At 60.5% G+C, this 23,517-nt stretch carries 13 protein-coding genes and 2 pseudogenes; 5 read left to right on the forward strand and 10 right to left on the reverse strand.

Annotated elements, in window-relative coordinates; genetic code table 11:
- Positions 1 to 48: 48 nt before the first annotated feature.
- Positions 49 to 2,421, reverse strand: coding sequence for a CDP-glycerol glycerophosphotransferase family protein (locus tag AC1DRO_RS13510; protein WP_476951185.1), 2,373 nt, complete (start codon positions 2,419 to 2,421; stop codon positions 49 to 51).
- Positions 2,422 to 2,750: 329 nt separating this feature from the next.
- Between AC1DRO_RS13510 and AC1DRO_RS13515 the strand changes: the two are divergent.
- Together AC1DRO_RS13515 and istB are read left to right on the forward strand one after the other, a co-directional pair.
- A pseudogene (locus tag AC1DRO_RS13515) lies at positions 2,751 to 3,032 on the forward strand (IS21 family transposase); the annotation flags it as partial.
- 18 nt (positions 3,033 to 3,050) lie between these two features.
- Positions 3,051 to 3,899 (forward strand): annotated as a pseudogene (gene istB, locus AC1DRO_RS13520) (IS21-like element helper ATPase IstB).
- Here the strand turns inward: istB and AC1DRO_RS13525 are convergent.
- Both AC1DRO_RS13525 and AC1DRO_RS13530 read right to left on the reverse strand, forming a co-directional pair.
- Positions 3,874 to 4,329, reverse strand: coding sequence for an SRPBCC family protein (locus tag AC1DRO_RS13525; RefSeq protein WP_476951186.1), 456 nt, complete (start codon positions 4,327 to 4,329; stop codon positions 3,874 to 3,876). The pseudogene istB and the gene AC1DRO_RS13525 sit on opposite strands and share 26 nt — an antisense overlap.
- 175 nt (positions 4,330 to 4,504) lie before the next feature.
- Positions 4,505 to 7,021, reverse strand: coding sequence for a discoidin domain-containing protein (locus AC1DRO_RS13530; protein WP_476951187.1), 2,517 nt, complete (start codon positions 7,019 to 7,021; stop codon positions 4,505 to 4,507).
- Between the two features lie 523 nt (positions 7,022 to 7,544).
- Between AC1DRO_RS13530 and AC1DRO_RS13535 the strand changes: the two genes are divergently transcribed.
- Positions 7,545 to 9,134, forward strand: coding sequence for a glycosyltransferase (locus tag AC1DRO_RS13535; RefSeq protein ID WP_476951188.1), 1,590 nt, complete (start codon positions 7,545 to 7,547; stop codon positions 9,132 to 9,134).
- Between the two features lie 286 nt (positions 9,135 to 9,420).
- Here the strand turns inward: AC1DRO_RS13535 and AC1DRO_RS13540 are convergent, their stop codons facing one another.
- From AC1DRO_RS13540 to rfbA, 7 genes are all read right to left on the reverse strand, one after another.
- Positions 9,421 to 11,271, reverse strand: coding sequence for a fibronectin type III domain-containing protein (locus AC1DRO_RS13540; protein WP_476951189.1), 1,851 nt, complete (start codon positions 11,269 to 11,271; stop codon positions 9,421 to 9,423).
- Positions 11,272 to 11,657: 386 nt separating this feature from the next.
- Positions 11,658 to 15,488: a CDP-glycerol glycerophosphotransferase family protein gene (locus AC1DRO_RS13545; protein WP_476951190.1), complete on the reverse strand. Its 3,831-nt coding sequence runs from the start codon at positions 15,486 to 15,488 to the stop codon at positions 11,658 to 11,660.
- A 163-nt stretch (positions 15,489 to 15,651) separates the two neighbouring features.
- A complete protein-coding gene (locus AC1DRO_RS13550; protein WP_476951191.1) occupies positions 15,652 to 16,350 on the reverse strand; it encodes a phosphocholine cytidylyltransferase family protein in 699 nt (232 codons plus the stop codon).
- A 268-nt stretch (positions 16,351 to 16,618) separates the two neighbouring features.
- The gene (locus AC1DRO_RS13555) at positions 16,619 to 18,439 is read right to left on the reverse strand and encodes a TIGR03767 family metallophosphoesterase (protein WP_476951192.1); all 1,821 of its coding nucleotides are present in this window, start codon (positions 18,437 to 18,439) and stop codon (positions 16,619 to 16,621) included.
- A gap of 51 nt (positions 18,440 to 18,490) precedes the next feature.
- Positions 18,491 to 19,636, reverse strand: coding sequence for a non-hydrolyzing UDP-N-acetylglucosamine 2-epimerase (gene wecB / locus AC1DRO_RS13560; protein ID WP_476951193.1), 1,146 nt, complete (start codon positions 19,634 to 19,636; stop codon positions 18,491 to 18,493).
- A 53-nt stretch (positions 19,637 to 19,689) separates the two neighbouring features.
- Positions 19,690 to 19,926 carry a hypothetical protein gene (locus tag AC1DRO_RS13565; protein ID WP_476951194.1) on the reverse strand — a complete coding sequence of 79 codons (237 nt, stop codon included), beginning with the start codon at positions 19,924 to 19,926 and terminating at the stop codon, positions 19,690 to 19,692.
- 224 nt (positions 19,927 to 20,150) lie between these two features.
- Positions 20,151 to 21,014 carry a glucose-1-phosphate thymidylyltransferase RfbA gene (gene rfbA, locus AC1DRO_RS13570; RefSeq protein ID WP_476951227.1) on the reverse strand — a complete coding sequence of 288 codons (864 nt, stop codon included), beginning with the start codon at positions 21,012 to 21,014 and terminating at the stop codon, positions 20,151 to 20,153.
- Between the two features lie 52 nt (positions 21,015 to 21,066).
- Between rfbA and rfbB the strand changes: the two genes are divergently transcribed.
- Together rfbB and AC1DRO_RS13580 are read left to right on the forward strand one after the other, a co-directional pair.
- Positions 21,067 to 22,065 carry a dTDP-glucose 4,6-dehydratase gene (gene rfbB, locus AC1DRO_RS13575; RefSeq protein ID WP_476951195.1) on the forward strand — a complete coding sequence of 333 codons (999 nt, stop codon included), beginning with the start codon at positions 21,067 to 21,069 and terminating at the stop codon, positions 22,063 to 22,065.
- Positions 22,066 to 22,068: 3 nt separating this feature from the next.
- On the forward strand, positions 22,069 to 23,481 hold the full coding sequence (locus AC1DRO_RS13580) for a sugar nucleotide-binding protein (RefSeq protein ID WP_476951196.1): 1,413 nt from the start codon (positions 22,069 to 22,071) through the stop codon (positions 23,479 to 23,481).
- Positions 23,482 to 23,517: the final 36 nt, after the last annotated feature.

Raw genomic sequence — 23,517 nt, forward strand, 5'->3', positions numbered from 1 at the left:
GGCGATCCGTTAGCCGCTCTTTTTGTGCGGACAACTGCCTTGACGGCCTCAGCCCTTTGCGGGGGTGTCTCGAAGTTCGAGGATGCGGGAAAATACCGCCACGGAGGACTTGGGATTGTCCCAGGGATTGAATTCTTTGCGCCAGGCTGCGTAGGCCTCGTGGTACAGCTTGTCGGACTCAGGGAGGTCCTGCAGGGCCGCAATCACTTCTTCGCGGGTGTGGCAGAGGGGACCGGGGGCTTTGTCCGCCAAGTCGAAGTACACTCCCCGGCCCGATCCTGTGTATTCGTCCCAGTCCGGAACATAGAAAATTATCGGTTTCCCAGTGACAGTGAAGTCGAACATGATGGATGAATAGTCGGTCACCAGGACGTCGGCAGCTGCCATGAGACCGGAAGGGTCATTAAACGAAGTGACATCGATGACGCCCGCGGCATCAACGTTCTGGCCTCTCCGCAGGCTGACTGAATGACCGCGTAGCAGGACTGTGAAGTCCGGACCCAGCGCCTCGGCCATGGCGCCCGCCTGGATGAGGTCAGGCGTGCCGGCACTGTCTTCCCTCCATGTCGGTGCATAGAGGACGACTCTATTACCGGCGGGGATATTCAGTGACTCACGGACTTGACGACCGAGGTCGTCACTTTCGAACAGCGCGTCGTTGCGCGGATAGCCCGACTCGATGATTTCGCCGGCGTAGGCGTACGCCTGCCGAAAGACCTCCGTGCTGTGGGGGTTTTGGGAAATCAGCAGGCTCCAGTCGTTGGCTTCCCGCTCGATTTTGGATACTCGACCCGCTTTTTCCCTGGAGCCTGGCCGGTCCAGGCCAAGGAGTTTCAACGGAGTCCCGTGCCACGTTTGCACAAGGATCTGTTCCGGGTGCCGCTCAAACCGATCCGGCACCCAGCAGTTCGTGATGACAAATTTGGATTCGGCAAGCGCCATCCATGATTTGCGGCTGTTCCGTACTACCGGTATGGCGCCCTCGGGCAGTGCCACGGACAGATCTGCCACACCGACGTAAAGTTTCGCGTCGGGAAGCCGTCGACTGGCCTCCTTGAAGAGAGCCAGGGGACTATCGGAGAAGTTCTTTCCGAACCAGCTTTCAAAGTAAAAGCTGTCCTCCCTAAGGTCGGATACTTTTTTGGTTGCAACTCTTATTTTCCGCTGGTTGAATGCACCCAACTCTTCGGGCAAGAGCGGCGGACTAACATTCACGTAAACTTCGTTGGCAGGAGAACGCTCCAAACGAATGTTGAGGCTGTCAGAATAGGCGGCCTTGTACAGCCCGGCGGTAAGCGACTTCGCCGGGCGTAAACGCTCGTAAGACTCGTCCTCGAAGTGGACAGACACCCGGTACCCCCCCGAGGGGACGGGAGCGGTGCCGGATTCCGCCGGCCTGACAAGCGGAACCGAAAAGATAAAACGACCGGCCTTGTTGGTAACGAGTACTCCCGGAACGCCGGTTCGTTGCCCGTCGAGGGAGAGTGCTACAGGCCTCGACTCGTCGCCCGCGTACGATCCCGAAACCGTGAGGTGCGGGCTGGGAAGGGGATAAAAATCGATGGCGGACGCCTCGATATTGTGCCGGTAGCGGTCCAACCTCAGGACGCCGCTCGGACCGGTAGTTAGAACGAATCCATCCTCCCGCGGACTCGCCTGCGCGGGGATGTGGTCCGAATGCGCGAGCCTGCGTTTATCGTCCTGCTGGAGATAGACTCGCCAACTTTCCTGGGTTTCCGCCGCAAACTCCGGCAGATCCGCGATGTTGAAAGCGACTTCAACCCAGCTTCCCTCCCGGTTGAAGAATGACGGCTGAGCCTCACGCTCTGAATCATCTTTCAGCACGGCGAGATCCGGGGTGAAGAGTCCGCTGCTTTTGACCCAGAGTCGAAGTTCGTCTCCGACAAATGAGACTGCATGGGCGACAGCAATACGTTCCACAACCTTGAATTGCAGTCCGTTTGCGGTCCAACTTGGGACGACCTGTACGCCATTTTCGAAGCTGCAAGCCTCCAGCGCGCCGGCCGATCCCCACCTGTAACGATCAGTAAATTTCGATTCGTGGCTCTGACGACCATCAGATATGGCCATGTGAGCCGTCAGCACGCTTCCTCGCGCAGAAGCGGCGGCAAGATGGCAGTCGAAGTCGAATACTGCCTCAAAGGCACAAGTTGAAACATCAACTGAAGTATTGGAGCTCCCTTCGTTGGCGGCAGGCTCCGTGTATCGGCGCACTAATGCATCCGTGCGTCGTCCTTCCTCGTCCTGAAGCCAGAGCTCAATGTCCACGCTCGCAGACTTCGATGTTTCCGGCAGCAGGTAGGCCCAAAATCTAACCGTGAACGTCCGGGCGCCTGTCCATTTGGCGGCGCGAAGCTCGGCCCTCGAGGGAAGGACTTCCTTCGTTGTTTCCTTGTTCATCTTAAGAAGATTCGCCTTTGATTAGGTTCTATGGGTGTTCGACTCTGAATTCTATCGTGGATCGTTTTTCGGCAGAGTCGAGGGACGCGTTGGCGTAATCAGAGGGTCTCCGCTGTAATCTCAGCAGCAGATGGCACTTCAGAGAGGCACAGTGCGGCTCCCAGCGTGTGCCAGTGATCGGCTAAGGCGCTGTTCTGCGGCATCAGCCAACCGGCTGAGGCGGACTGCCGTCTGAATATGGCAGTTTGATTCAGGACCGGTGTGACGGCTTGAACCAGGACCACCCACTACTCGCCGGTTGCTTGCGACGGTTTGAGTCAGGACCACCAGCGGCCGATCTGTCGTATTCGACGGTGCGAGACTACGTGCGGGTCCGACGGCCGCAGATCGATGTCGAGGCCGGCCGCCGGGTGGAAGCGTTTGTCCCGCAGGAACACGCGCCGGGCGCGGATGCCGAGGCGGACTTCGGTGAAGTCTGGGGCACCCTGAATGGGGTGAAGACCAAGTGCCATATGTTCGTTTTGCGGCTCTCGCACTCCGGCAAAGCGATCCACCGGATCTACCCAACGCAGGCTCAGGAGGCTTTCCTGGAAGGTCACATCGAGGCGTTCAACGAGGCGTCCGAGGTCGTGGTGTTCCTCACCCCGACCCTGCGCCGGCGGCGCGGCCTGACCGAAAAGGCCGCTGGCGCGGCCGTGGACCAGGCCTGCCGTCGACTGCGCACCGTCCGGGCGGTGCTCGATGAAGCGCTTACCGTTGCGGGGAAGGAACAACTGAGCTACCAGGGGTTCCTGGCCGAGTTGCTGCTGGCCGAGTGTGATGGCCGGGACCGGCGCTCCTCCATCCGCCGCGTCAAAGCCGCCAACTTTTCCCGGGACAAATGGCTGGGGGACGATTTCGACGCGAACCCGAACATCAAACCCGCCACTTTTCAAAGCCTTGCGACCGGGGACTGGATCCGCAAAGGTGCACCACTGTGCCTCATCGGGGACTCCGGGACTGGAAAATCCCAAATGCTCATCGGCCTCGGCACCGCCGCGGCGGAGCAGGGGTACCGGGTGAAATACGCCCTGGCGACCTGGCCCGTGAACGAAACTTGTAGAAGCCGCCGACGAAAAGATGCTGGCCAAAACCATCGCCCGCTACGGGCGCGTCGACCTGCTCTGCATCGACGAACTCGGCTATATGGAACTGGACCGCCGCGGCGCCGAACTCCTCTTCCAGGTCCTCACCGAACGCGAAGAGAAGAACTCCATCGCCACATCGTAAGCAACGAATCATTCTCCGGCTGGACAAAGACCTTCACCGACCCCAGGTTGTGCGCCGCAATCGTGGACAGGCTTACGTTCAATGGAGCCATCATCGAAACCGGGACAGACTCCCACCGACTCGCTCACACCATCGCCCAACAAACCGGAGGCCAGCCGGGTGTCGTTGGACTACTGATGCGAACTATCCGCGCGTGGGATCCTCGGTAAGGTGCCGATTCCGCCTCTCGATTAGCTTTTGGAGGTAACGGGCCAGCACCAGCCTCTCCACCAGACGCCCTATGGGCCCGAACGGTGCCGCGAACTCGATCCGATCAATCATCGTGGTGCCCGCCAGATCCTGACTGAACTCATGGACGTGCCGGAACCGCCGAAACGGACCTTTAACCTGCTCATCCACAAAATAGTTCGGGGACTCCATCTCGGTGATCCGGCTCGTCATATGGAGCGGAACGCCGAAGTGCCAAGCTCGCCATGTGACCTCCTCACCCAAAGAGATGAGCCCGGACGTGACGCCGGCAACCGCCTCTTCACGAGAGTGCGCCATCGATTCCTTGTGGGCGTCGATACTCCGGGCACGGTCAAACAGTTCCGATTGGGGCGTGCCCGTCCGTGTCGTGCACTCAAAGTAAACGGCCATTGTCAGAGTATGGCAGTTCGTTCAGGGTCTGCTCGAACCGCGGAAGCCCTGGCCCACTGCGCCGTCGCCTCCTGATGTGGCAAGGTCCAGCACTCAGGCCAACAGGGTCGTGCGTGGTTTTGGATCAGGCCGTCTCAGTGATCCTGAAACACGTTGACATACTCAGTCGTCGTGATCAGCTGATCAAGATGGTCGAGGCGACGCTGGGGACCCCGTTGCCGTCCAATGCGAAGAGCATATACGTGCCGGGGACCAGCACGCCGCGATCCGCCGGCAACTTCAGCGTCGCGGTGTTGCCGGACACTGCCGTCGCGGTCACCGGGATCCGCCGCTGGTCGGTGTTCACCGTATGGGTTACAGTGCTCATCCGCATCAGGGAAAACTTGCTGATCGGCGTTTTAGTGGTGACTGAAATCGTGCTGCCGGCCGCGGCGGTAGCCGGTGCGGTCGCAATCGTCGGCCTGGTGCGGGCGCTGCCGTCGGCATTGAGCAGATAGGGCGGTGTGAAGATCTCTCCGTCCAGATGATTGGTGGTGCAGCCGTTGCACAGGCCGCCGCCGCCGACGAAAACCCGGCCGTCAGAAAGAAGCGTCGCCACGCTGTGGTAGGTCCGGGGAATGGCCATCGGGGCCAGCGTCGTCCACTTTCCAGTTGCCGGGTTCCAGATTTCCGGAGACATCCTGGCGTCGGTGTCGGTGAACACCACGGGATTGGGCTGGCCGCCGACCACGAACACCTGGCCGTCGGGTAATGCAACGCCGCTCGCGAACGACCGGGTGAATGCCATGTCCGCAGTCCGGGACACAGTGGCGGTCTTGTTGATGTCGATGGTGTAGGCCCGTGCCGTAGCTATGCCATTATCGTAGGCGGTTGCCCCGCCCACGGTCAGGATCTTTCCGATGTCGTACATCACGGCGTCGGCGTTCATCGCGTCAGGGCTGTCCGACCGCAGACCGGCCGAGGTGATGCTTCCATCGCCGCTAGTAGTGATCCAGTTCATCTGGCGGCTCGGCCCGGCTTGGAAAACCCGGCCACCCGAGGTGGCAAACAGCCAAGGGTGATTGTCGGAACGATACCCGCCCCGGGGATCGGCTGTCAGGATGCTGTCAACGGGTACATTCGGCAAAGTTCGCCAGCCGCCTGCAGCGGACCATATTTCGCCGTTCTTGCCGCCGATGCCGCCTGACCACGATCCCCCGATGGTGAACACCTCACCGGTGGAGGTGGTCACGTTGCTTTGGTAGCCGCGGGCGATCTTCATATCCGGCCCCGAGGTCCAAGTGTTAGTCTTCGGGTTGTAAATGGTGGTCTTCGAGCTGTTGGCGCCGCCGCTGATCATGATCCTGCCGTCCGCCAGCATCGAGATCCCGGGGCAGAACATGTCGTGACCGGTGTTGACAACCGTGGCCGGGCTCACCACACCGGTGGTGAGGTCCAGGATGGATGTCTGCGTGTAGCCATTGCTGCCGCCGTAAGCGATAGGGGAATAGGCCGACCACGTCAGCAGCTTGTTGCCCGGCAGCACTGCAGCCGCGACCGGAACGAGCGGGAAGTTGATGGTCGGACCCCAGGAACCTCGCGACGGGCCGAGGAGATTGATCTCGGCGGCGCTGCTCCATGGACCGCGGTTGCCGGCCTCGGTGGTTGCGGTCAGCCGGACATAGCGGGCATCGACCGTGGGGAAGGTCACCGTCTTCTCCTCAATGGTGTCCGGCCACGTCCCGCTGGCTACCGCACGCCAGACGATACCGTCTGAGCTGACCCCGATCGAGTATTTGCCGATCCACCCGTTCTTGCCGTCAGAACGCGGGAGATAGCGGAGTCCCCCGATGCTTCGCGCCGCCTTCGTGTCGATCGTGATGGTGTGCGGCAGCGGTGCTGCGGGCGCCGGCGACCACCTGCTGTGCCAGATCGTCGTGGCACTGCCGTCCAGTACATTGCTGGCCCTGCCGTTGGCCCGGATGACCTCTTCGTCGCTGGCCGAAGCCGTCCAGCCGGTCCGGGGCAGAACACTGGTGGGAGTTACTGTCTGCCCGGCGAGCAGGTTGATCTCGGCGGCGCTGCTCCACGGACCGCGGTTGCCGGCCTCGGAAGTGGCAATCAGCCGGACATAGCGGGCGCTGACTGAAATGAAGCTCACCGTCTTCTCCGTGCCGCTATCCGGCAAGGTTCCGCGGGCCACCGGGGCGCTCCAGGTGGTCCCGTTGGTGCTGACCCGGATCTCGAAGCTGCCGACCCGCCCGTTCTTGCCGTCAGAACGCGGGAGATAGCGAAGCCCCCCGATGCTTCGCGCCGCCTTGGTGTCGATCGTGATGGTGTGCGGCAATGGCGTAGCCGGCGCCGGGTACCAGCGGCTGTGCCACATGGTGGTGGCGCTTCCGTCCAGCACGTTGCTGGCTTGGCCGTTCACGCGGGTGGTTTCCTCGTCGCTGGCCGAAGCGGTCCAGCCGGTCCGTGACAAGGGAAGCGGAGCGGCCTCCGTCGCGGCGGCCGGCAGCGCGGCATTGTGAATGTGAGGTCCGTCCACGCCCGACAAGCCGTCCAGAGTCGCCTCTGCCGCGGCCGGCGGCACCGCACTGTGAATGTGCGATCCGGTCGCCCCCGACGGCACGTGCAGAACGAGTGCCACGAGAGCCGTGATCAGCAATGATCCGATCAGAAGTAAGGACACCCGGCGTATGTCGGTACGCACCGCCAGCAGGATCGCAGGCCGCGGCAGACGGAACGACGCATGTATCACCGCCGGCGTTGCCGGCAGAATTTCAGAGTTGGGACCTGAATTTCTGCCGGAGTCTAAGGCCCGGTCGGAGGGCGGCCCCCAGAACCCGTGGCGGACGTTCCTGCCCTGCTTCCGGCCTGTCGCCGAACGTTCCATTTTAGCCCCCCTGCTGCAATTCCCCCTGGCAAGACAGACTGTAGGGAGGGCAGCATGGGAAAACCTTGGGCCTTAAACGTGGACAGGGCGCGGAGTGCAGCGATCTTCTCGACGCCCGATCACGTGGCCCTCATTCAGAGTCAGGCGGCAGCCGCCCCGATAGTCAATGAGGACCAACTGCGGATCGGTGGAGCGATGCCGAGGGCTCGCTGAGCGAGCAATGCGTCCTTGGGGCGTCCGCGCGTTTGCAGTCCGCCTCCTTGGGTCGCCCGTTGCCTGGCGCGGGAGCGCAGCTGAGCCGATCACTGGAATACCTTCATCGCAGAATAAGATGGCGCTTATGACAAGTTGGAGTGAAGACGTAGGCCCGAGCGACACAGTGATCGTCCAGGTCCTCGACAGCTTGGGCAGGAATCGTGGAGGCCTGACCAGAGCTGTATTTGACCGCTTCCGTGCAGTCTCCGAGGGAAGGCGCGCGATCCTTGTCACCGTGGCCTTTCAGTCGGACGTTGAAGAGCTCTTCGACGAACTGAAGAGGGACGGGTCGCTTCCTGCGCATGCCGAACTCGTCAGCTTCCATCAGGATCTCCGTCGCCGTACCCGCGAGTCACGCCAAAGAATGGTATTTGAGCATCCAGAGTGGGAGTCGAGCCCAGCATTCCAGTCGGTATCTGAAAACGCGGCCTCTTGGAGCCTTCGACGATATTTCGCTTCGGGTGCGTTCGTTGGTCTGGTCGGCAGAGCGGCTAACGGGGAGCTGCGCCATGTCGATAGACACGACGACGACCGGCCTTGGCTCCGGATCTACCGTGATACGGGCTGGCCGGGCGGAGCCATTGCAAAGCGGGACTATTTTGACGACGAAGGAAATGTCCGCTTTAGGACCTACGTTGGAGTGGACGAATGCGCGTATATTTCAACGTGGGTCAACCCGGGCGGATATGAATACCGAACCGTCGAGCACACGTCCGGGGACCCTGTACTCCACAACGATATGCGCTGGGCCAACAGCGCCTGGCTGGCCGAGAAGCTGGACGAATTCGGGCCGGCGGTTGTCTTCAGCGACGAGCCCCGGACTAGCTTCGCGCTGGCAATCGCCTCTCCGGGCGTCTTTCATGTGGCTTCAATCCATACCACGCACTACAAGAACAATCGGGACAATGCCGACGGCTTGAAGCAATGGATGAAGCACCACGTAGAGTTCATCGACAACGTTGGACTGTTCGTCTTTTTCACTGATACACAGCGGCGCGACTTCATCAAGGACACCGGTTGCCCCCCAGAGCGAACGACGGTTGTCCCGCACGCGGCTCCATTGGATCAGGGGGCCGCTTTGCAGCGCACCCTGAACCGGGTGGAGCAGACCTTCGTTACCGTCGCCCGACTTACTGACGACAAGCAAGTTGACCACGCCATAAGGGCCTTCGCTAAGGTGCATAGCGCATTCCCGGAAGCCAGATACAAGATTTTCGGAATCGGGTCCGCTGAGGCAGCTCTTCGAAAAGTCATCTCCGAGTGCAAGCTTGACGGTATAGTCACCCTCGAAGGCCACACCACTGAGCCCCTCAATCAATTTGCCACAGCTGACTGTTCGGTCCTGACGTCCCGTTATGAGGGATTCGGACTGGTGCTTACGGAGAGTTTCGCCTGCGGCACTCCGGTGATTTCGTACGACGTCGTCTACGGCCCGCGGGATATTGTCCAGCATGGTCACAACGGACTGCTGGTCCCGCATGGCGATATCGAAGCACTCGCGAATTCGATGATCGAGTATCTGCAGAATCCTGCATTGAGGGCGTCCTTGCGCGCGGGGGCGGCCTCCACAGCAAGGCGCTTCGGGCCTGATACCTGGAGACAGGGCTGGATGTCCACCGTGTCAGGCCGTCCTACGGATGATAGAGAACCGCTGGGCCACAGCGGTTCTCTATGACCATGAAGGTATAAAGACGAACGAGCTCCGCAAAGAGGATCATCGCCTCGGAGTCCGCCCCGCGGTTCTGCGCTGCAGTTAAACGTGCCTGAGTCCTGCATAACTGCATTGAGGGCCGCCGCATACTGCGGCGCAGTCCCCAAATCGCCGGCAGATCCATTGCGTCATTCCTGGCCATGTCCACATCACTTCGCCCAGGAAGTTTATTGCCGGCAACGCAAAAGCCCGACTGGTATACCCAGCCGGGCTTCTGCGTGATTTGCTGCTACACCCTAAACCTTCAAGGCTAAGGCAGACCGACGGTCGCAAACTGCATGTTGTGATCCGAGGGAATCGTCCCCACATAGTTTCCCAGTGCGTCGATTTTGGCAACGTTTTCGTAGTACGAGACCCTCATTTTTGACGTGAAGATGTAATCGATGTATGAACCGCTGGTTCCGGCCGCGCCCTGTCTGGCCGCTCGTTCAAATCCGTTCCAGCTGTTGACGCGCCGGTTGACAACCATTTCGGCGGTCGCTGCGCCACTTGGGTACCAGCTCTTATAAGTGTTGCCCAAGGGATCGACGAGCCCCGTGCTCGTGACAACGTCGTAGGGGCCGTTGGAAGGGTCCGTCCACTTGTTTGAGTTCATATCGCCGACAAGAACAACCGGCAGGCCGTTAGGGTTTTGGGTCCTAATGGTGTCCGTAACGGTCTGGGCCTGCTGCTTGCGCAGGGTGTTGGACGCAGCGTCCTTTCCGGTCTCCAGATGAGTGTCGGCAAAGAACACGTGCTTGCCTGTGGGAATTTGCACCACCTCAGCCCATGCTACGTAACGCGCGCCGTCACCTCCCGTGGCTCCAGGGAGCTCCGTGGAACCTGACCGGATCGGCTTGACCGTCTTGGAATTATAGAAAATCTTCGTTCCGCCAGATGCGCCTCTGTCGGCGTAGACGCAGTTCGTCGGACGCGTTGAGTCCACACAGTTGTTTCGGTTCGCGTTGATAAGTTTGTAAGCTCCGCCCGCGGCTGTGAGCCGATCTCGGAGATCTTCAAATTGCGTATAACCGCCCGGTCTGGTGTCGCCATCAATCCATGACTGTGACGCCTCCTGAACGCCAAGGACGTCCGGCATTTTGGCGACGATGTTCTGCACTATGCCGCCCCGCCGGTCCGCCCAAGTCTTTTCCTCCGGCATGCCGTCATGACATTTTTCGCAGTGAATGTTGTACGTCGCAACGGACAGGGGATGAGCGATTGCCGGCATCACGGGCACTGCTGCCGTTGTTGCCTTCACCACGGCCGAGTATGACGTGATAGCGGATCCGGTTGCTGAGAGCGCACGGACCTGCGCATAATACGGCGTTGCGGGTGACAAGCCACGAACCTCGCCTGACGGGCCTGAGGTGGTCAGGTAGCCCGGCGAACCCATGTCAGCCCTACTGCTCCATGCCAGCCGATACTGGGGGGCGTTGGCAACGACTCCCCAGGCGAAAGTCAAGGTCGTAGTGCTTTGGACCGTGGACTTCAGTCCTGCCGGGGGAGCGGGCGCGGCCACCAGGGTTTTCGCCGTCACAGCGGCTGAATATGCGGTGAGGTCCGCTCCAGCTGCGTTCAAGGCTTTGATCTTGACGTAGTAGGTCGTTGACGGCTTCAACCCCCCGTAGCCTGCGGTGAGACCTGACGCGACATTTCGATAAAAAGGAGCCCCCATGTCTGACGCGGTTGAATACATGAGCCGGTAACCAACCGCGCCGGAAACAGCGTTCCAACCCATGGTCAAGTAGCTGGAGGTCTGGGAAATCGCTTTGAGGCCGGTCGGGGGGGCGGGCGCGGGCGGGAGGGTTTTGGCCATCACGGCCGCTGAATATGCGGTGAGGTCTGCGCCGGCTGAGTCCAAGGCCTTGATCTTCACGTAGTAGGTGGTTGACGGCGTCAAGCCCCCGTAGCCACCGGTGGTGCCGGACGCGATGTTGCGGTAGAACGGCGCACTCATATCCGACGCGGTCGAATACATGAGCCGATATCCGACCGCGCCGGTCACCGGGTTCCAGGACATGCTCAAGTAAGTGGACGTGGTCTGCGACGTGGTCTTCAGCCCGGTCGGAGGTGCCGTAGCGGCGATGGCACTCGGTGTTCCCATGCCGAAAACAAGCATTAGTGTCAGGAGAATCGCTGCAGCGCCCGATCCCGTGCGTCTTCCTGTGCGCAAACGCGTCAACATCTGAGACCTTCCATAGAAGCGTATTTTTTTGTGCAGGACACCCTTCGCCCCCGCGGCGGATGTTCTGGGCAGGTTGTTGCCGGTCAGCCGCCAGTACCACAGCGGCTCAGACAGTCCCTAATCCTACAACCCGATAATGGGTACGATCGGCAGGATCTTCCCGGTAAATCGGCAGGATTTTCCCGGTAAATCGGCAGGATCTTGCTTTTAATGGGTACCATCGGCAGGAGTTTCCGATTGGTCGGATGTGTTTGTTCCTCGGCTATGGTGTGGGGACCATGATGGTCCAGCGATGGCCATCAGCTATCGAATGCGAGGCACTACGAAGATGAGAGAGCGGAACGGGCGCTACCGGGAATAGCGGCGTTGTCGGATTCGCCGGGGAGCGCAGACTGCACGAACTGGGCGTGCGCCATCTGCTGATATTTCGAAATATTGAAGACTCGCCTGGGTACACGGCCCTCAACGTACTGTTGCAGGCCTTTGTGGACGCCCTCCACTGAATTCTCAACAAGTAGCCCGTATCCGTCTTGAAGAACGTACCTCGCCCCGATGATGTCCGTGGACACTATGGGCTTCTTGAGCGTGAGGGCTTCCAGGAGCACCATGGGCTGACCCTCATGGTTTGAGGACAGCACGAAGCAATCCGCGCGGGCAAGAGCCGGGAAAGGGTTGTTTCGCAGGCCAGCCAACAAGACGTTCGCTGAAAGATCAAGATCAGCTATCAGCATTTCGAGAGATTGCCTGAGTGGTCCATCCCCAAGGACCACCAGGCGACCGGTCGGGTCCGTCTTCCGGAATTCATGAAAAGCGCGGATTAACTTCTCATGATCTTTTTCCGGCGACATTCGTCCCATGGTGATGAAGGTTCTGAAGTCGGGTGAGAACCAATCAAGCAAGTCTTGGTCCAAATCCTCGTCGGCCAACTCGAGTGTCTTGGTCGGGTTAATTTGGTTCACAGCATGCACGAATTTATGGTCAGGCAGAGCCAAAAATGAACCCAGGTGGTCGCGGTTTTCTTCGCTTATGACCTCAGAGACGGAGACGAGGGCATCAAAGGAGGGGTAAATGCGGAAAATCGATTCAAGGTGCGGGAAGCGCCCCAGCCATTCGCTTCTCATATCATTGTGCAAAAATGCAATCCGCCGCGAAGGTTTGGGAGCCGAGCTCATAAGCGCAGTCCAGAATGTGGAATATCCCTCAAATTCAATTACAGAATCAAATTTGTGCGGTCCAAATATTCTCGTGAATTCCCGAGCAAACGTTCGTCGATAAATTTTCATCTGCGAATCATTCGCCAAAGTGCGGTGTTTATTAAGACGGTCCACAACCCATTTCTCCTCGGGCGTAAAAAGCTGACGCCCGACCCTTCCTATGACCCTTACATGGGGAGGGACTTTTTCGAATTGTTCAACTCTCTCCGGATGCGCTGCAGTGTCGTCTACCGGTACCACCACCGTAACGTCGTATTCCTCAGGGTCGATGTAGTTCAGAAGGTTGAGCAGGGACGACGTGATTCCGTTTGGAATAAAACTGTGATGGAAAAGGAGTGACTTTTTCGCCGGGGCGTAACTCGTCAATATATGCGTATCATCGCCGAAGAAGAAGAAGTCCACAACGCGTGCGGATGCCCTTCCGTCTTCTTGCGGGCAATACTCCTCGACCAGGTCCGCGTGGAGGTTAGTTTGATCATCATTGGCTAGCTGCTCAGCAACGATCTTGACAAGTTCGTCGATGGTGTTCGCTGTGGGGATGCCTATTGAGCTCGGATCTATGTACAGGCCCCGTTCGTTCTGATACTCATCGAGGTCGTAGGTGTACAACGCCACGGGTTTCCCGGTGGGCAGGAAGTCAAAAACAATGCTCGAATAGTCAGTGATCAGTAGGTCTACGGCCGCGAGGAGTTCATTCGTCTCGATGCTATCGGGAACTATAGTTACGCTCAGGTCTGCTCCGGCCAGAAGCTCCTGTGTCCTGTGGTGCGCCCGAAAAACTACGTTGCAATCCAGGTTTGCGAGCGTTGTGAGATCGGAGGTCAGCCGCTCCATATCGAAATGTGTCGTGCTCAAACCTCCGCGCCATGTGGGGGCGTAAAGGACCACCGGCCGCATATCGGATGCGGGGATTCCGAGCGCCCGCCGCAAGCCGATGCGCGCTGGCACCGAGGCGTTGAGTGTTCGGTCGACTCGCKGGTAGCCGGTAACCGCAACGCGCCCGGACATTATGGTGTCCACATCGTAGCGCCGCGTCAGGACGTCAGCGGTAAATTGATTCGCGGCTATGAGGTGGGTGGCGTGCAGGAAGTTGCGGGCCACGTTCTTGTGCTCTAGAAAGCCAGTTCCGATGTCTTTGCCGAGGGTTTTCAAAGGCGTGCCGTGCCAGGTGTTCAGGTATTGCTGTCCGGGCCGTGCGGCGAAGTAAGCCGGGAACGTGACGTTGTTAATCAGGTATTTTGCTGTGGCAAGGTGGCGCCTGTATCCGGCAGTGTTGCGCCTGATTATGGCCACGTTTGGGTGCGTGTTTACGCTGTGCGGGATAAAGGTCTTGTCATTGGCGACCCACACGTGGAGGTAGCCATCAAATTCCCGGCGTCGTATTAGTTCTTCGAAGATCGCCAAGGGGTTGCAGCTGATGGACTCGCCGTGGAAGCTCTCGTAAAGAACAACGTTTTCCCTTAGCGGCAGACTTTCCCGCCAGGATGTGTAGTACATGACGTCGAGAAGGGCTTTGTCTTTGCGGTAGCCCGTTGTGTCCACCCCATGGGCGTGATCGAACACTCTGCCCATACGGAAGCTTGCCGCCGCCGACTTGAACTCGTGAGTGAGCGTCAGGGACTGGCCCAGCCGGTAAAACCAGCCCGAACGGATTTCGTTGCTGCGATCTATGGCTGCTTGATACGCATCCGCCGCCTGGCTATAGAGACCCAGAGAGAACGCTTTGTCGGCCACTTCCATGCTCGCTTGCGGCGCCGGATTTCTTAGAGCAGCTTGGAGTGCGTCGTCAACGTATTTTTCAGCGTAGTCTGACGCTGTTGATGCAGCACCGTTTGAAGCCGCGATGCTGTCAACGGGCGCAGGCCCACCCAGCCAATGAGCCGCGCAAGCCTCTTCATACCGTTCCAAGCGTTCGAGCACGAACCCGCGCCGGTAGGCCCAGTAGGCGGACGGTTTCGAACTTGACGCGAGGCCAAATGCATACGCGTCCGCAGCATCAGCCCAACGCTCCAGGCGTTCATACACGAAGCCACGCCGAAAGTGCCACGAAGTCTCGTTGGGACTCATGGCCGTTGCCCGACGGTACATTTCCGCCGACGCCTCCCATTCGTAACACCTTTCGAGCGCGTGTGCCGCCCGGTATGCAAGCGTCGCATTGTGGGGCTGACTGCTAAGTTCGCGGGTATATGCAAGGGAGGCCTCAGTCCAGGCTCCGAACTGCTGGTAAAAAACGCCCACACCGAACGAGGCTGCATTGAGCTTCTCGTCCATTGCCGCCGCCTTGGCAAACGGAGCGTTCGCCGCCTCGGGATTCCCTCCGCGTTGTCTGCAGGATCCCTCCTTGAAGTGAATCTCCGCCGCACTCGGGTCCAGACGGTTGGCCGCGGCATAGGCTTCGGCTGCTTGCTCGTACCGGTTCATGGCCTCGCGCGCCTCGCCGAGCCGAATGTGCCATGCTGCGCTTGCGCCGTGCAGTTCGAGTCCGGCCTCCAGCGCTTGGATCTCCAGCCAGCGGTGACCGGAACGTTTATGTTCGGCTGCGAGAGCCGAGTGATCAACTGCCGTACTGTCCGGTAGGGGGACCGCCGGGTTGCCGTTGGCTTCCTCAGTTCGTTCGGGTGCTCCCGACTTGGGCGGTGCCAGATCCGGGCTGGATTTCACGTCGACGACAGTTACCCCCGGGTTGCTCCGCAGAAGCGTGAGGCGTTCCCGCCAGTCGTCGTTGGCTGGCTCCATGGAGACGGCCTCTGCGAGGAGCGCGTGGGCCTCTTGCAGGGCGCCGAGCTGCAGCTGGGCAACGCTGTAGTGGAAGACGACAGCACTGTCTCCACCGTGCCCGTTGTGATACAGGTCGCGGTATCCTTCGAGCGCGGCCGGCCAATCGTCGTTGATCTCAAACTGGCGGGCGGCAGCAAACGCAGCTTCCCAGGTACTCATTGCATCTCCGTTGCGTTTTCCAGCAGTGCGTTTTCCAGCAGTGACAGTTCTTGGGGGAGGGGGTCGGTCATTCTCTACCCGCCGTGTGGCTGGAGATGCCAGCCACACGGCTCAGGTCGGTCTCGCGGCACCTTCGATGCGAAGGGTGGTTAGATCAACGGGTTCAGATGCTGGCGTTTGCCCGGACCAAGTCGTCCGGGAAGTCAACCTCAACGGCGTAGAACTCGCTGATGTCCACCGGGGTCCACTTGACGTCGTCCTGCTTGATGGTCAGTTCAATGGCGCCCTCGAAGTAGTCCTGGTCGTCGACTTCGATAAGCCGCTTCAGGAACTTCTTCTTGTCCTTCGAGCTGACGTAGTTAATTCCAACAGCCTCGCCCTGGGCAACGTTGGCTGGCACTGTCTTGGAGAGCTCCAAAATGTTGCCGTCTGCGTCGGTGATGTACTTGACTTCTTCATCGGAAACCGAAGACACATCAACGGTAATGAAAGACTCATCGCGCTTGATGTAGGGCGCCAGCATCTGAAGAATGTCGGGGTCAAACACGACGTCGCCGTTCATCCACAGAACGCCGCCCTTGGCCGAATTCCGGATTGCCTTCAGGAGGCTCTTGGAAGTGTTGGTCTGGTCAAAGTTCTCGTTGTACACAAACGACGCGTTCGGCACGTGTTCGAGGATCATTTCGAGCTTGAAGCCGACAGCAATAGTGAGGCGGAGCCCCTTGCCGAATGCTTTCTGCAGGTTGTGGACCTGCTGGTGCATGATGGTGCGTCCGTCACTAAGCTCTGTCATGGGCTTCGGGTGTGGGCGCGCCAGCCGCGTACCCATTCCGGCTGCAAGGATTACGGCCTGAACTTTCATGTGTCTTTTCCTCTTCTAGAGCGATCCGGGTGGCGGGAGCGGCGAGCCATTGCATCGCTAGAGATCGCCCCGGAACCGTATGCACGGGCCAGAGGGCGCTTCCCCCGCGTCCAAGCATAAGGGTTCAGTCACGGGACGCCCAATGACGCTCGTTACCGAATGTTGGCGGTGCGTTAACTTTCAGTTGGTGCCCGCGTCGGCCGGGTCGGCAACGCGGGCTTTGAAGTCCGCATCCCGGTCGGCTGGCCGGCGGGTGCGGGTGCCGGCGCTAAAAAGGTTTCCGCAATATCAACTCGACGTTTTGGTCGATGTCCTGTCCCAGCATTCTCTCGCGGTCAAGTCCTGGGCGGTTGCCGGAGAGTTCGAGGCTCAGCGCCGCCAGGGACGGGGCAGTCTGGGTTCCTTCATGCGTGACCGACTCTGGTGCTGAATGGTCGATCAACGTGCCCGCGATCGACAGTGTCCCGTCGCCGTTGTCCAAGAGTTCAATGATCCTTGATTGTTGCGGATAGTCGATGAGGGACGCGGTCGTGATTTCCCAGAATCCGCCGGTTTCGTATTGCGACTTGTGAGGGGTAATCCTGTGCCTATGTATATGGCCGTTCATCCAGGCGACCACGTTGGGAAAACGGGAGATGAGCTCTACGACAGCGGAACGGTTCAACGGCTGCGGTCCGCTGGTGGAGGAGCGCTCATCCTTCTCAAAGGAGGACAACGGATGATGGCTGAACAAGATTACAAGGCGATCTTTGGCATCAGACTTGGTGAGTTTGCCCTTTGCACTGTAGAACTTCTGGGATACATGCCGAAGTTGATCTTCCAGCCACTCCGCCTGGGGCGCGTCCAGCTCGGCTTTGATGCTCCCATTGGGTCTCGCGGTGTTCAGCATGATACCCATAACATCTGGTGAGATCTCGAATGTGTAGTAAGGCGCCTCACTGGAGCTTCGGCCAGGGGCGGACCGGGTCTGGGCGGCATCCGCCGGCAAGGCATCAAAAAACTCCGCCTTGCTGAACGGACGGCGAAGCGTGGACGCGCGCACCGGCCGGGAAGGCATCGACTTTATGAGGTTCCTGCGTTCGCTGTCACTTGCGCCGTCGACTATTTTCCAGAAGTCCGAGGTGTCCATGCCATGAGGCAGCCGGATCGGAAGCCGGCTGCTGACTCGGACAGTGTCGACGAATTCGTCCTTTGGCGACAGGAACGACCGTCCTGATTCATCGTGATTGCCGAAGCCGATGTGCCATGGGACATTTGCCCCTTCCGCTGCTACCGGCTTGACTGCAGCTGCGAGGAGCCCGGGAACCGTGGGGTAACCATGAAGCGTTTTCCAGTCGTCCGGGGGTATCAATGAAGTTTCGGGTTCGGGATGCCAGATGCTCTTGGACAGCTGCAAGGGGGCCGGGCCATCGTCCTGGACTCCCTGGTAGCCGCCGCCCGGGTGCGAGGAAACCTCAAGGCCTTTGAACACACCGATCGCTGCCGCCAGTTCACTGACCGCATAAGCGTTGGTAAGGTCGCCTGTAGCCACCAGACAGTCCAGGGGTCGTTCACAAATGGGGCCGCGTCGGACGGCGTTAAGTTTCCGAATTGTGGCGTCCAATACGTGGACGGTAAAAAGATCTTGTGGCCGAAATCTCGTTGAACTGGGAAATTCATCCGAGAAGTCATAGTACTGCCAAAGAAACGTCAGCCGACCCGGATTGGCTGCGTCGAGCACATGGGTGTCGGTCAAATGGCCGAAAGACGCCAGAGCTGTGCGTTGGGTGTTCGAGGTGCTGTTCCGGGTCGATAACTCTTCCCGTACGACTGTCTGAATAGCCGGCCCGCGTGCGAGCCGGCGGTACGGCAGACGCTGCTCGCGCAGGGGTCCGAAAGTGACTGAGGCGTCCAAAGTTGTCAGCGTTGAATCTAGGTCAAGCTGCGCCGGCCTGGCGCCCGGGGCGCCAGGCACCAACAAGCCCGTGGACTCGGACAGTCCCAGAACAGTGGCCCCTATCGCGGCACTTGTTGCCCAGCGAATTGCGTCACGTCGTGATAATTGCATCTTGCCCTGCTCTGCGCTGCTCAAAATGAGGTCTTCACTCAACTTAGGGCTGGCTTTGGACCGGACCAGATCGTCAGTGAATTCTACCAGCGCCTATGCGCCGTCGAATTCGCGAATCCGGGTCCCTACGCCTACCAGTTCTTCGATCGCTGCGACCGTGCGCGCGGCGGCCTTACCGTCCCCGTACGGATTGACGGCGTTTGCCATTGCAGCAAAGTGCGCGGAATCGTGCAGCAGGCGGTTCACTTCGGCAACAATCCGCTCTTCGTCGGTGCCGATCAGCAGCACCGTCCCCGCGACTACCGCCTCGGGCCGCTCGGTGTTTTCCCGCATCACCAGGACAGGCTTGCCCAGGCTAGGGGCTTCCTCCTGGACTCCGCCCGAATCCGTCAACACCACGTGGGCAGCGGACAGCAGGCGGGTGAACTCGCCATAGGCCAGCGGTTCAGTGACCAGCACGTTGGGTTTGCCGTCCAGCGACGGCAGCACGGCCTCGCGAACCACCGGGTTCTTGTGGGCGGGCAGGACAATCACGAGATCCGGCTCGGCGTCGGCGATCCGGGCCAACGCCCGTCCCACGCTGCGCATGGATTCGCCCTGGTTTTCGCGACGGTGCGTGGTAACCAGCAGGATTCGGCGGCCGCTGGTTGCCAGCTCTTCCAGTCTGGGGTCCGTGAAGGGGAGCCGCTTGTCCACCGTGGCCAGAAGGGCGTCAATCACCGTGTTGCCGGTCACGACGATGTCCTCCGGGCTGACGCCTTCCCTCAGCAGGTTTTCCCTGCTGGTGGAGGTGGGAGCCAAATGCAGCCGCACGATCTGGCTGGTGATCTTGCGGTTGGCTTCTTCCGGAAAGGGCGAGAGCAGGTCTCCGCTGCGGAGCCCGGCCTCGACGTGCACCACGGGGATGCCGTGGTAGAACGCTGCGATGGCGGCGGCCGTGGACGTCGTGGTGTCGCCCTGGACGACGACGGCGTCCGGCCTCGACTCGGCAAAGAGTGTCTCCAGGCCGTCGATGGTGCGCGTCATAATGGCGGACAGGGACTGCCCCTGCTGCAGGATGTTGAGGTCATGGTCCGGAACAATGCCGAACAGTTCGTTGACCTGGTCCAGCATCTCGCGGTGCTGCCCTGTGACCGTCACGATGCAGCGGAAGTGTGGGGCCTCGTGCAGAGCACTGACGATCGGGGCCATCTTGATGGCCTCCGGTCTGGTCCCGAAGATTGGCATGATGGTGTGCATGGACTATCCCCCAGAAGAGTTGGTTGAGGTGGGTAAAAGCTGGCAGGGCCGCGTCAACCCAGCAGCAGCAAGGCGATGATGAGGGCCGGGACGCTGACTACGACGAATACGACGGCAAGCAGAGCCGTCAGACGCTTGCGGCGGTAAGCCATTTCCTCGTCGTCGTGGTCCAGGTCGGCGGCCCGCTTGGCCGGCGCTGGCCGATCGCTTTCTTGCTCCTGCGTCTTCGGTTCACGCGGTGCGCGGGCGGCTGGCAGCGGTAGGGGCTCGGCGTCTGGGACCAAGAGCATATCGGGAATGTCGCCGTGCAGGCGGCGCCGGCGCAAGTGCCGCGGGGCTGCAACTAGCGGGGGACTTTGCTCGGCGTCATCCTTCAACGTCAGTCCTCCTCGCTCGTAAAGTCGCCGGCTTGGTCGACGACGTCTACCGGGCCAGTCTCAATTCTTACATCCCCGCGTGCTGAATCTGCATTCGGGTCGGCCGGAACCTGTGCTCCACTCATGAACCATGCGGGCTACGACTCGAGCAGGCCCAATAAGTAGGAACCGTAGCCGCTCTTCAAGAGGGGCTCGGCCCTGGCCCGCAGTTCGTCATCAGAGAGGAAGCCCAAGCGCCACGAGATTTCCTCCGGTGCACCGATGATCAACCCTTGGCGTTTCTGGACCGTGCGGACGAAATTTGATGCGTCGTTGAGATCGTCGAACGTCCCTGTGTCCAGCCAGGCTGTGCCGCGAGGGAGGATCTCGACGTGAAGCTTATCCAAGGCCAGATACGCCTTATTCACATCCGTGATTTCGAGTTCGCCGCGGGGAGAGGGTTTCAGTTCGCGGGCAATGCCGACGACGTCATTGTCGTAAAAGTAAAGGCCGGGGACCGCGTAGTTGCTCTTTGGCGTCGGGGGCTTCTCTTCCAGCGTCAGCACGCGGCCGGAACCGTCGAACTCAACGACGCCGTAAGCCCCCGGATTCTGCACCCAATAACCAAAAACTGAGCCTCCGTCAACGTCTGTGTATTGCCCGAGTTGGGTTCCCATTCCGGGGCCATAGAAGATGTTGTCACCGAGGACAAGGGCCACCGAATCGTTGCCGACATGTTCCTGGCCCAGGATGAAGGCCTGGGCGAGCCCGTCCGGGGACGGCTGGACTTTGTAGGTGATGGAAACCCCAAACTGCGAGCCGTCCCCCAGCAGACGGCGGAACGGGTCGGTATCCTGCGGGGCCGTGATAATCAAGATGTCCCTGATTCCGGCCAGGATGAGGGTGGACAGCGGATAGTAGATCATCGGTTTGTCATAAACCGGGACCAGTTGTTTGCTGATGCCAAACGTAATGGGATGCAGCCGTGAACCGGTTCCCCCGGCAAGAATGATTCCGCGCATGGGCACATCCTTTATGTTTATCCAAGCAACCGCAACCGGTAGGGTCTGAGTCATGCAGCGACTTCTCGTCACGGGTGGCGCCGGCTTCATCGGCTCGAACTTTGTCCACTATGTAATGGAAAACACCGACGGCCATGTCACGGTGCTGGACAAGCTCAGTTACGCGGGAAACCTGGAGTCACTTAAAGGCCTGCCGGAAGAGCGCTTCCGGTTCGTGCAGGGAGACATCTGCGACGCCGCGGTGGTTGATGTCCTGGTGGCGCAGGCCGACGTCGTGGTTCACTACGCGGCGGAATCCCACAACGACAACTCGCTGCACGATCCCCGCCCGTTCCTGGACACCAACATCATCGGGACCTACACCCTGATCGAGGCCGCGCGGAAGCACAACAAGCGTTTCCACCACATCTCCACCGACGAGGTCTACGGCGACCTCGAGCTCGATGACCCGGAGCGGTTCACCGAGAGCACGCCCTACAACCCCTCCAGCCCGTATTCCTCCACCAAAGCGGGCTCGGACCTGCTGGTCCGAGCCTGGGTGCGGTCCTTCGGCCTGCAGGCGACCATCAGCAACTGCTCCAACAACTACGGCCCGTACCAGCACGTGGAGAAATTCATCCCGCGCCAGATCACCAACGTGATCGACGGCATCCGCCCCAAGCTGTACGGCAAGGGCGAGAACGTCCGCGACTGGATCCACGCCAACGACCACTCGTCCGCTGTCCTGGCGATCATCGCCGGGGGCCGGATCGGGGAGACCTACCTGATCGGCGCCGACGGCGAGAAAAACAACAAGGACGTCGTCGAGCTGATCCTCAAGCACATGGGGGAGGTGCCGGACGCGTACGATCACGTGGTGGACCGGCCCGGCCACGACCTGCGGTACGCCATCGATTCCTCCAAGCTTCGCGACGAACTCGGCTGGGCGCCGCAGTTCTCCAACTTCGAGGCCGGCATCGATGACACCATCGCCTGGTACCGGAACAACGAGGACTGGTGGCGGCCCCAGAAGGCGGCCACGGAAGCGAAGTACAAGGAACAAGGCCAGTAGATTATGTCGATCGAGTTCTCGAAGAAGCTCTCAGCGCACGAAACCCCGATCCCCGGCGTCGTCCTCTACGACCTTCCGGTCCACGGTGACAACCGGGGCTGGTTCAAGGAGAACTGGCAGCGGGAAAAGATGGTGGCGCTTGGCCTGCCCGACTTCCGTCCGGTGCAGAACAACATCTCGTTCAACGAATCCGCCGGCACCACCCGCGGCATCCATGCCGAGCCGTGGGACAAGTTCATCTCGGTGGCCACCGGCAGGATTTTCGGCGCCTGGGTGGACCTGCGCGAAGGCCCGACCTTCGGCGCCGTGTTCACCGCCGAGATGGACCCCAGCCAGGCCATCTTCATTCCCCGCGGGGTGGGGAACGCCTTCCAGACGCTGGAGGACAACACCGCCTACACCTACCTCGTCAACGACCACTGGTCCGCCGACGCCCAGGGCCAGTACACGTTCCTGAACCTCGCCGACGAGACCGCGGCCATCGGCTGGCCGGTGCCGCTGGGCCAGGCCGAGCTCTCGGACAAGGACAAGGCGCACCCGCGCCTGGCGGACGTCACGCCGATGCCGCCGAAGAAGGTCCTCGTGGTCGGCGCCAACGGCCAGCTCGGCAAGGCGCTGCGCCGGCAGTACGACGGCGACCCGTCCGTTGAGTTTGCCGGCCGGGACGAGTTTGACCTCGGCAGCGAGGACGCCTTCGCCGTACGGAACTGGAAGAACTACTCCACGATCATCAACGCCGCGGCCTACACCGCCGTGGATGCCGCCGAGTCGGCCGAGGGCCGCGCGGCCGCCTGGGCAGTCAACGTCACGGCCGTGGCGCGGCTGGCCCGCACCGCCGTCGAACACGACCTCACCCTGGTGCACGTGTCCTCGGACTATGTCTTCGACGGCACGCGCGCCACGCACGATGAATCGGAGCCGGTGGCGCCGCTCGGCGTCTACGGCCAGACCAAAGCCGCGGGCGACGCCGTCGTCAGCGTGGTGCCCCGCCACTACATTGTGCGCACCAGCTGGGTCATTGGCGACGGCAACAACTTTGTCCGCACCATGGCCTCCCTCGCTGCCCGCGGCATCGAAGTGTCGGTGGTCAACGATCAGATTGGGCGCCTGAGCTTCACCCAGGACATCGCCGCGGGAATCCGGCACCTGCTCGAGACGGGCGCCCCCTACGGCACCTACAACCTCAGCAACACAGGGGAACCGCAGTCTTGGGCAGACATCGCGGCCGATGTGTACGAACTGCAGGGAAATCCCCGGGACGCCGTCACCGGGGTCACCACCGCCGAATATTTCCGCGGAAAAACATTTTCACCCCGGCCGGAGAGCAGCGTGCTGGATCTGACCCGGATCACCGCCGCGGGCTTCCACCCCGCGCCGGCGCACGAGAGGCTCCGCGAGTTCAGCGACGAGCTATGAGGGCGGCTGTGCCGGACCAGGCCCAGTCCGTCCGCG

The sequence above is a fragment of the Arthrobacter sp. P4_F11 genome, from assembly GCF_056401395.1.

Bases quoted from the DNA above. Each gene is read 5' to 3' on its own strand.
- wecB (WP_476951193.1), bottom strand. From the start codon at position 19,636: ATGCACACCATCATGCCAATCTTCGGGACCAGACCGGAGGCCATCAAG.
- AC1DRO_RS13510 (WP_476951185.1), bottom strand. From the start codon at position 2,421: ATGAACAAGGAAACAACGAAGGAAGTCCTTCCCTCGAGGGCCGAGCTT.
- AC1DRO_RS13565 (WP_476951194.1), bottom strand. From the start codon at position 19,926: ATGCTCTTGGTCCCAGACGCCGAGCCCCTACCGCTGCCAGCCGCCCGC.
- AC1DRO_RS13540 (WP_476951189.1), bottom strand. From the start codon at position 11,271: ATGCTTGTTTTCGGCATGGGAACACCGAGTGCCATCGCCGCTACGGCA.
- rfbA (WP_476951227.1), bottom strand. From the start codon at position 21,014: ATGCGCGGAATCATTCTTGCCGGGGGAACCGGTTCACGGCTGCATCCC.
- rfbB (WP_476951195.1), top strand. From the start codon at position 21,067: ATGCAGCGACTTCTCGTCACGGGTGGCGCCGGCTTCATCGGCTCGAAC.
- AC1DRO_RS13550 (WP_476951191.1), bottom strand. From the start codon at position 16,350: ATGAAAGTTCAGGCCGTAATCCTTGCAGCCGGAATGGGTACGCGGCTG.
- AC1DRO_RS13525 (WP_476951186.1), bottom strand. From the start codon at position 4,329: ATGGCCGTTTACTTTGAGTGCACGACACGGACGGGCACGCCCCAATCG.
- AC1DRO_RS13580 (WP_476951196.1), top strand. From the start codon at position 22,069: ATGTCGATCGAGTTCTCGAAGAAGCTCTCAGCGCACGAAACCCCGATC.
- AC1DRO_RS13535 (WP_476951188.1), top strand. From the start codon at position 7,545: ATGACAAGTTGGAGTGAAGACGTAGGCCCGAGCGACACAGTGATCGTC.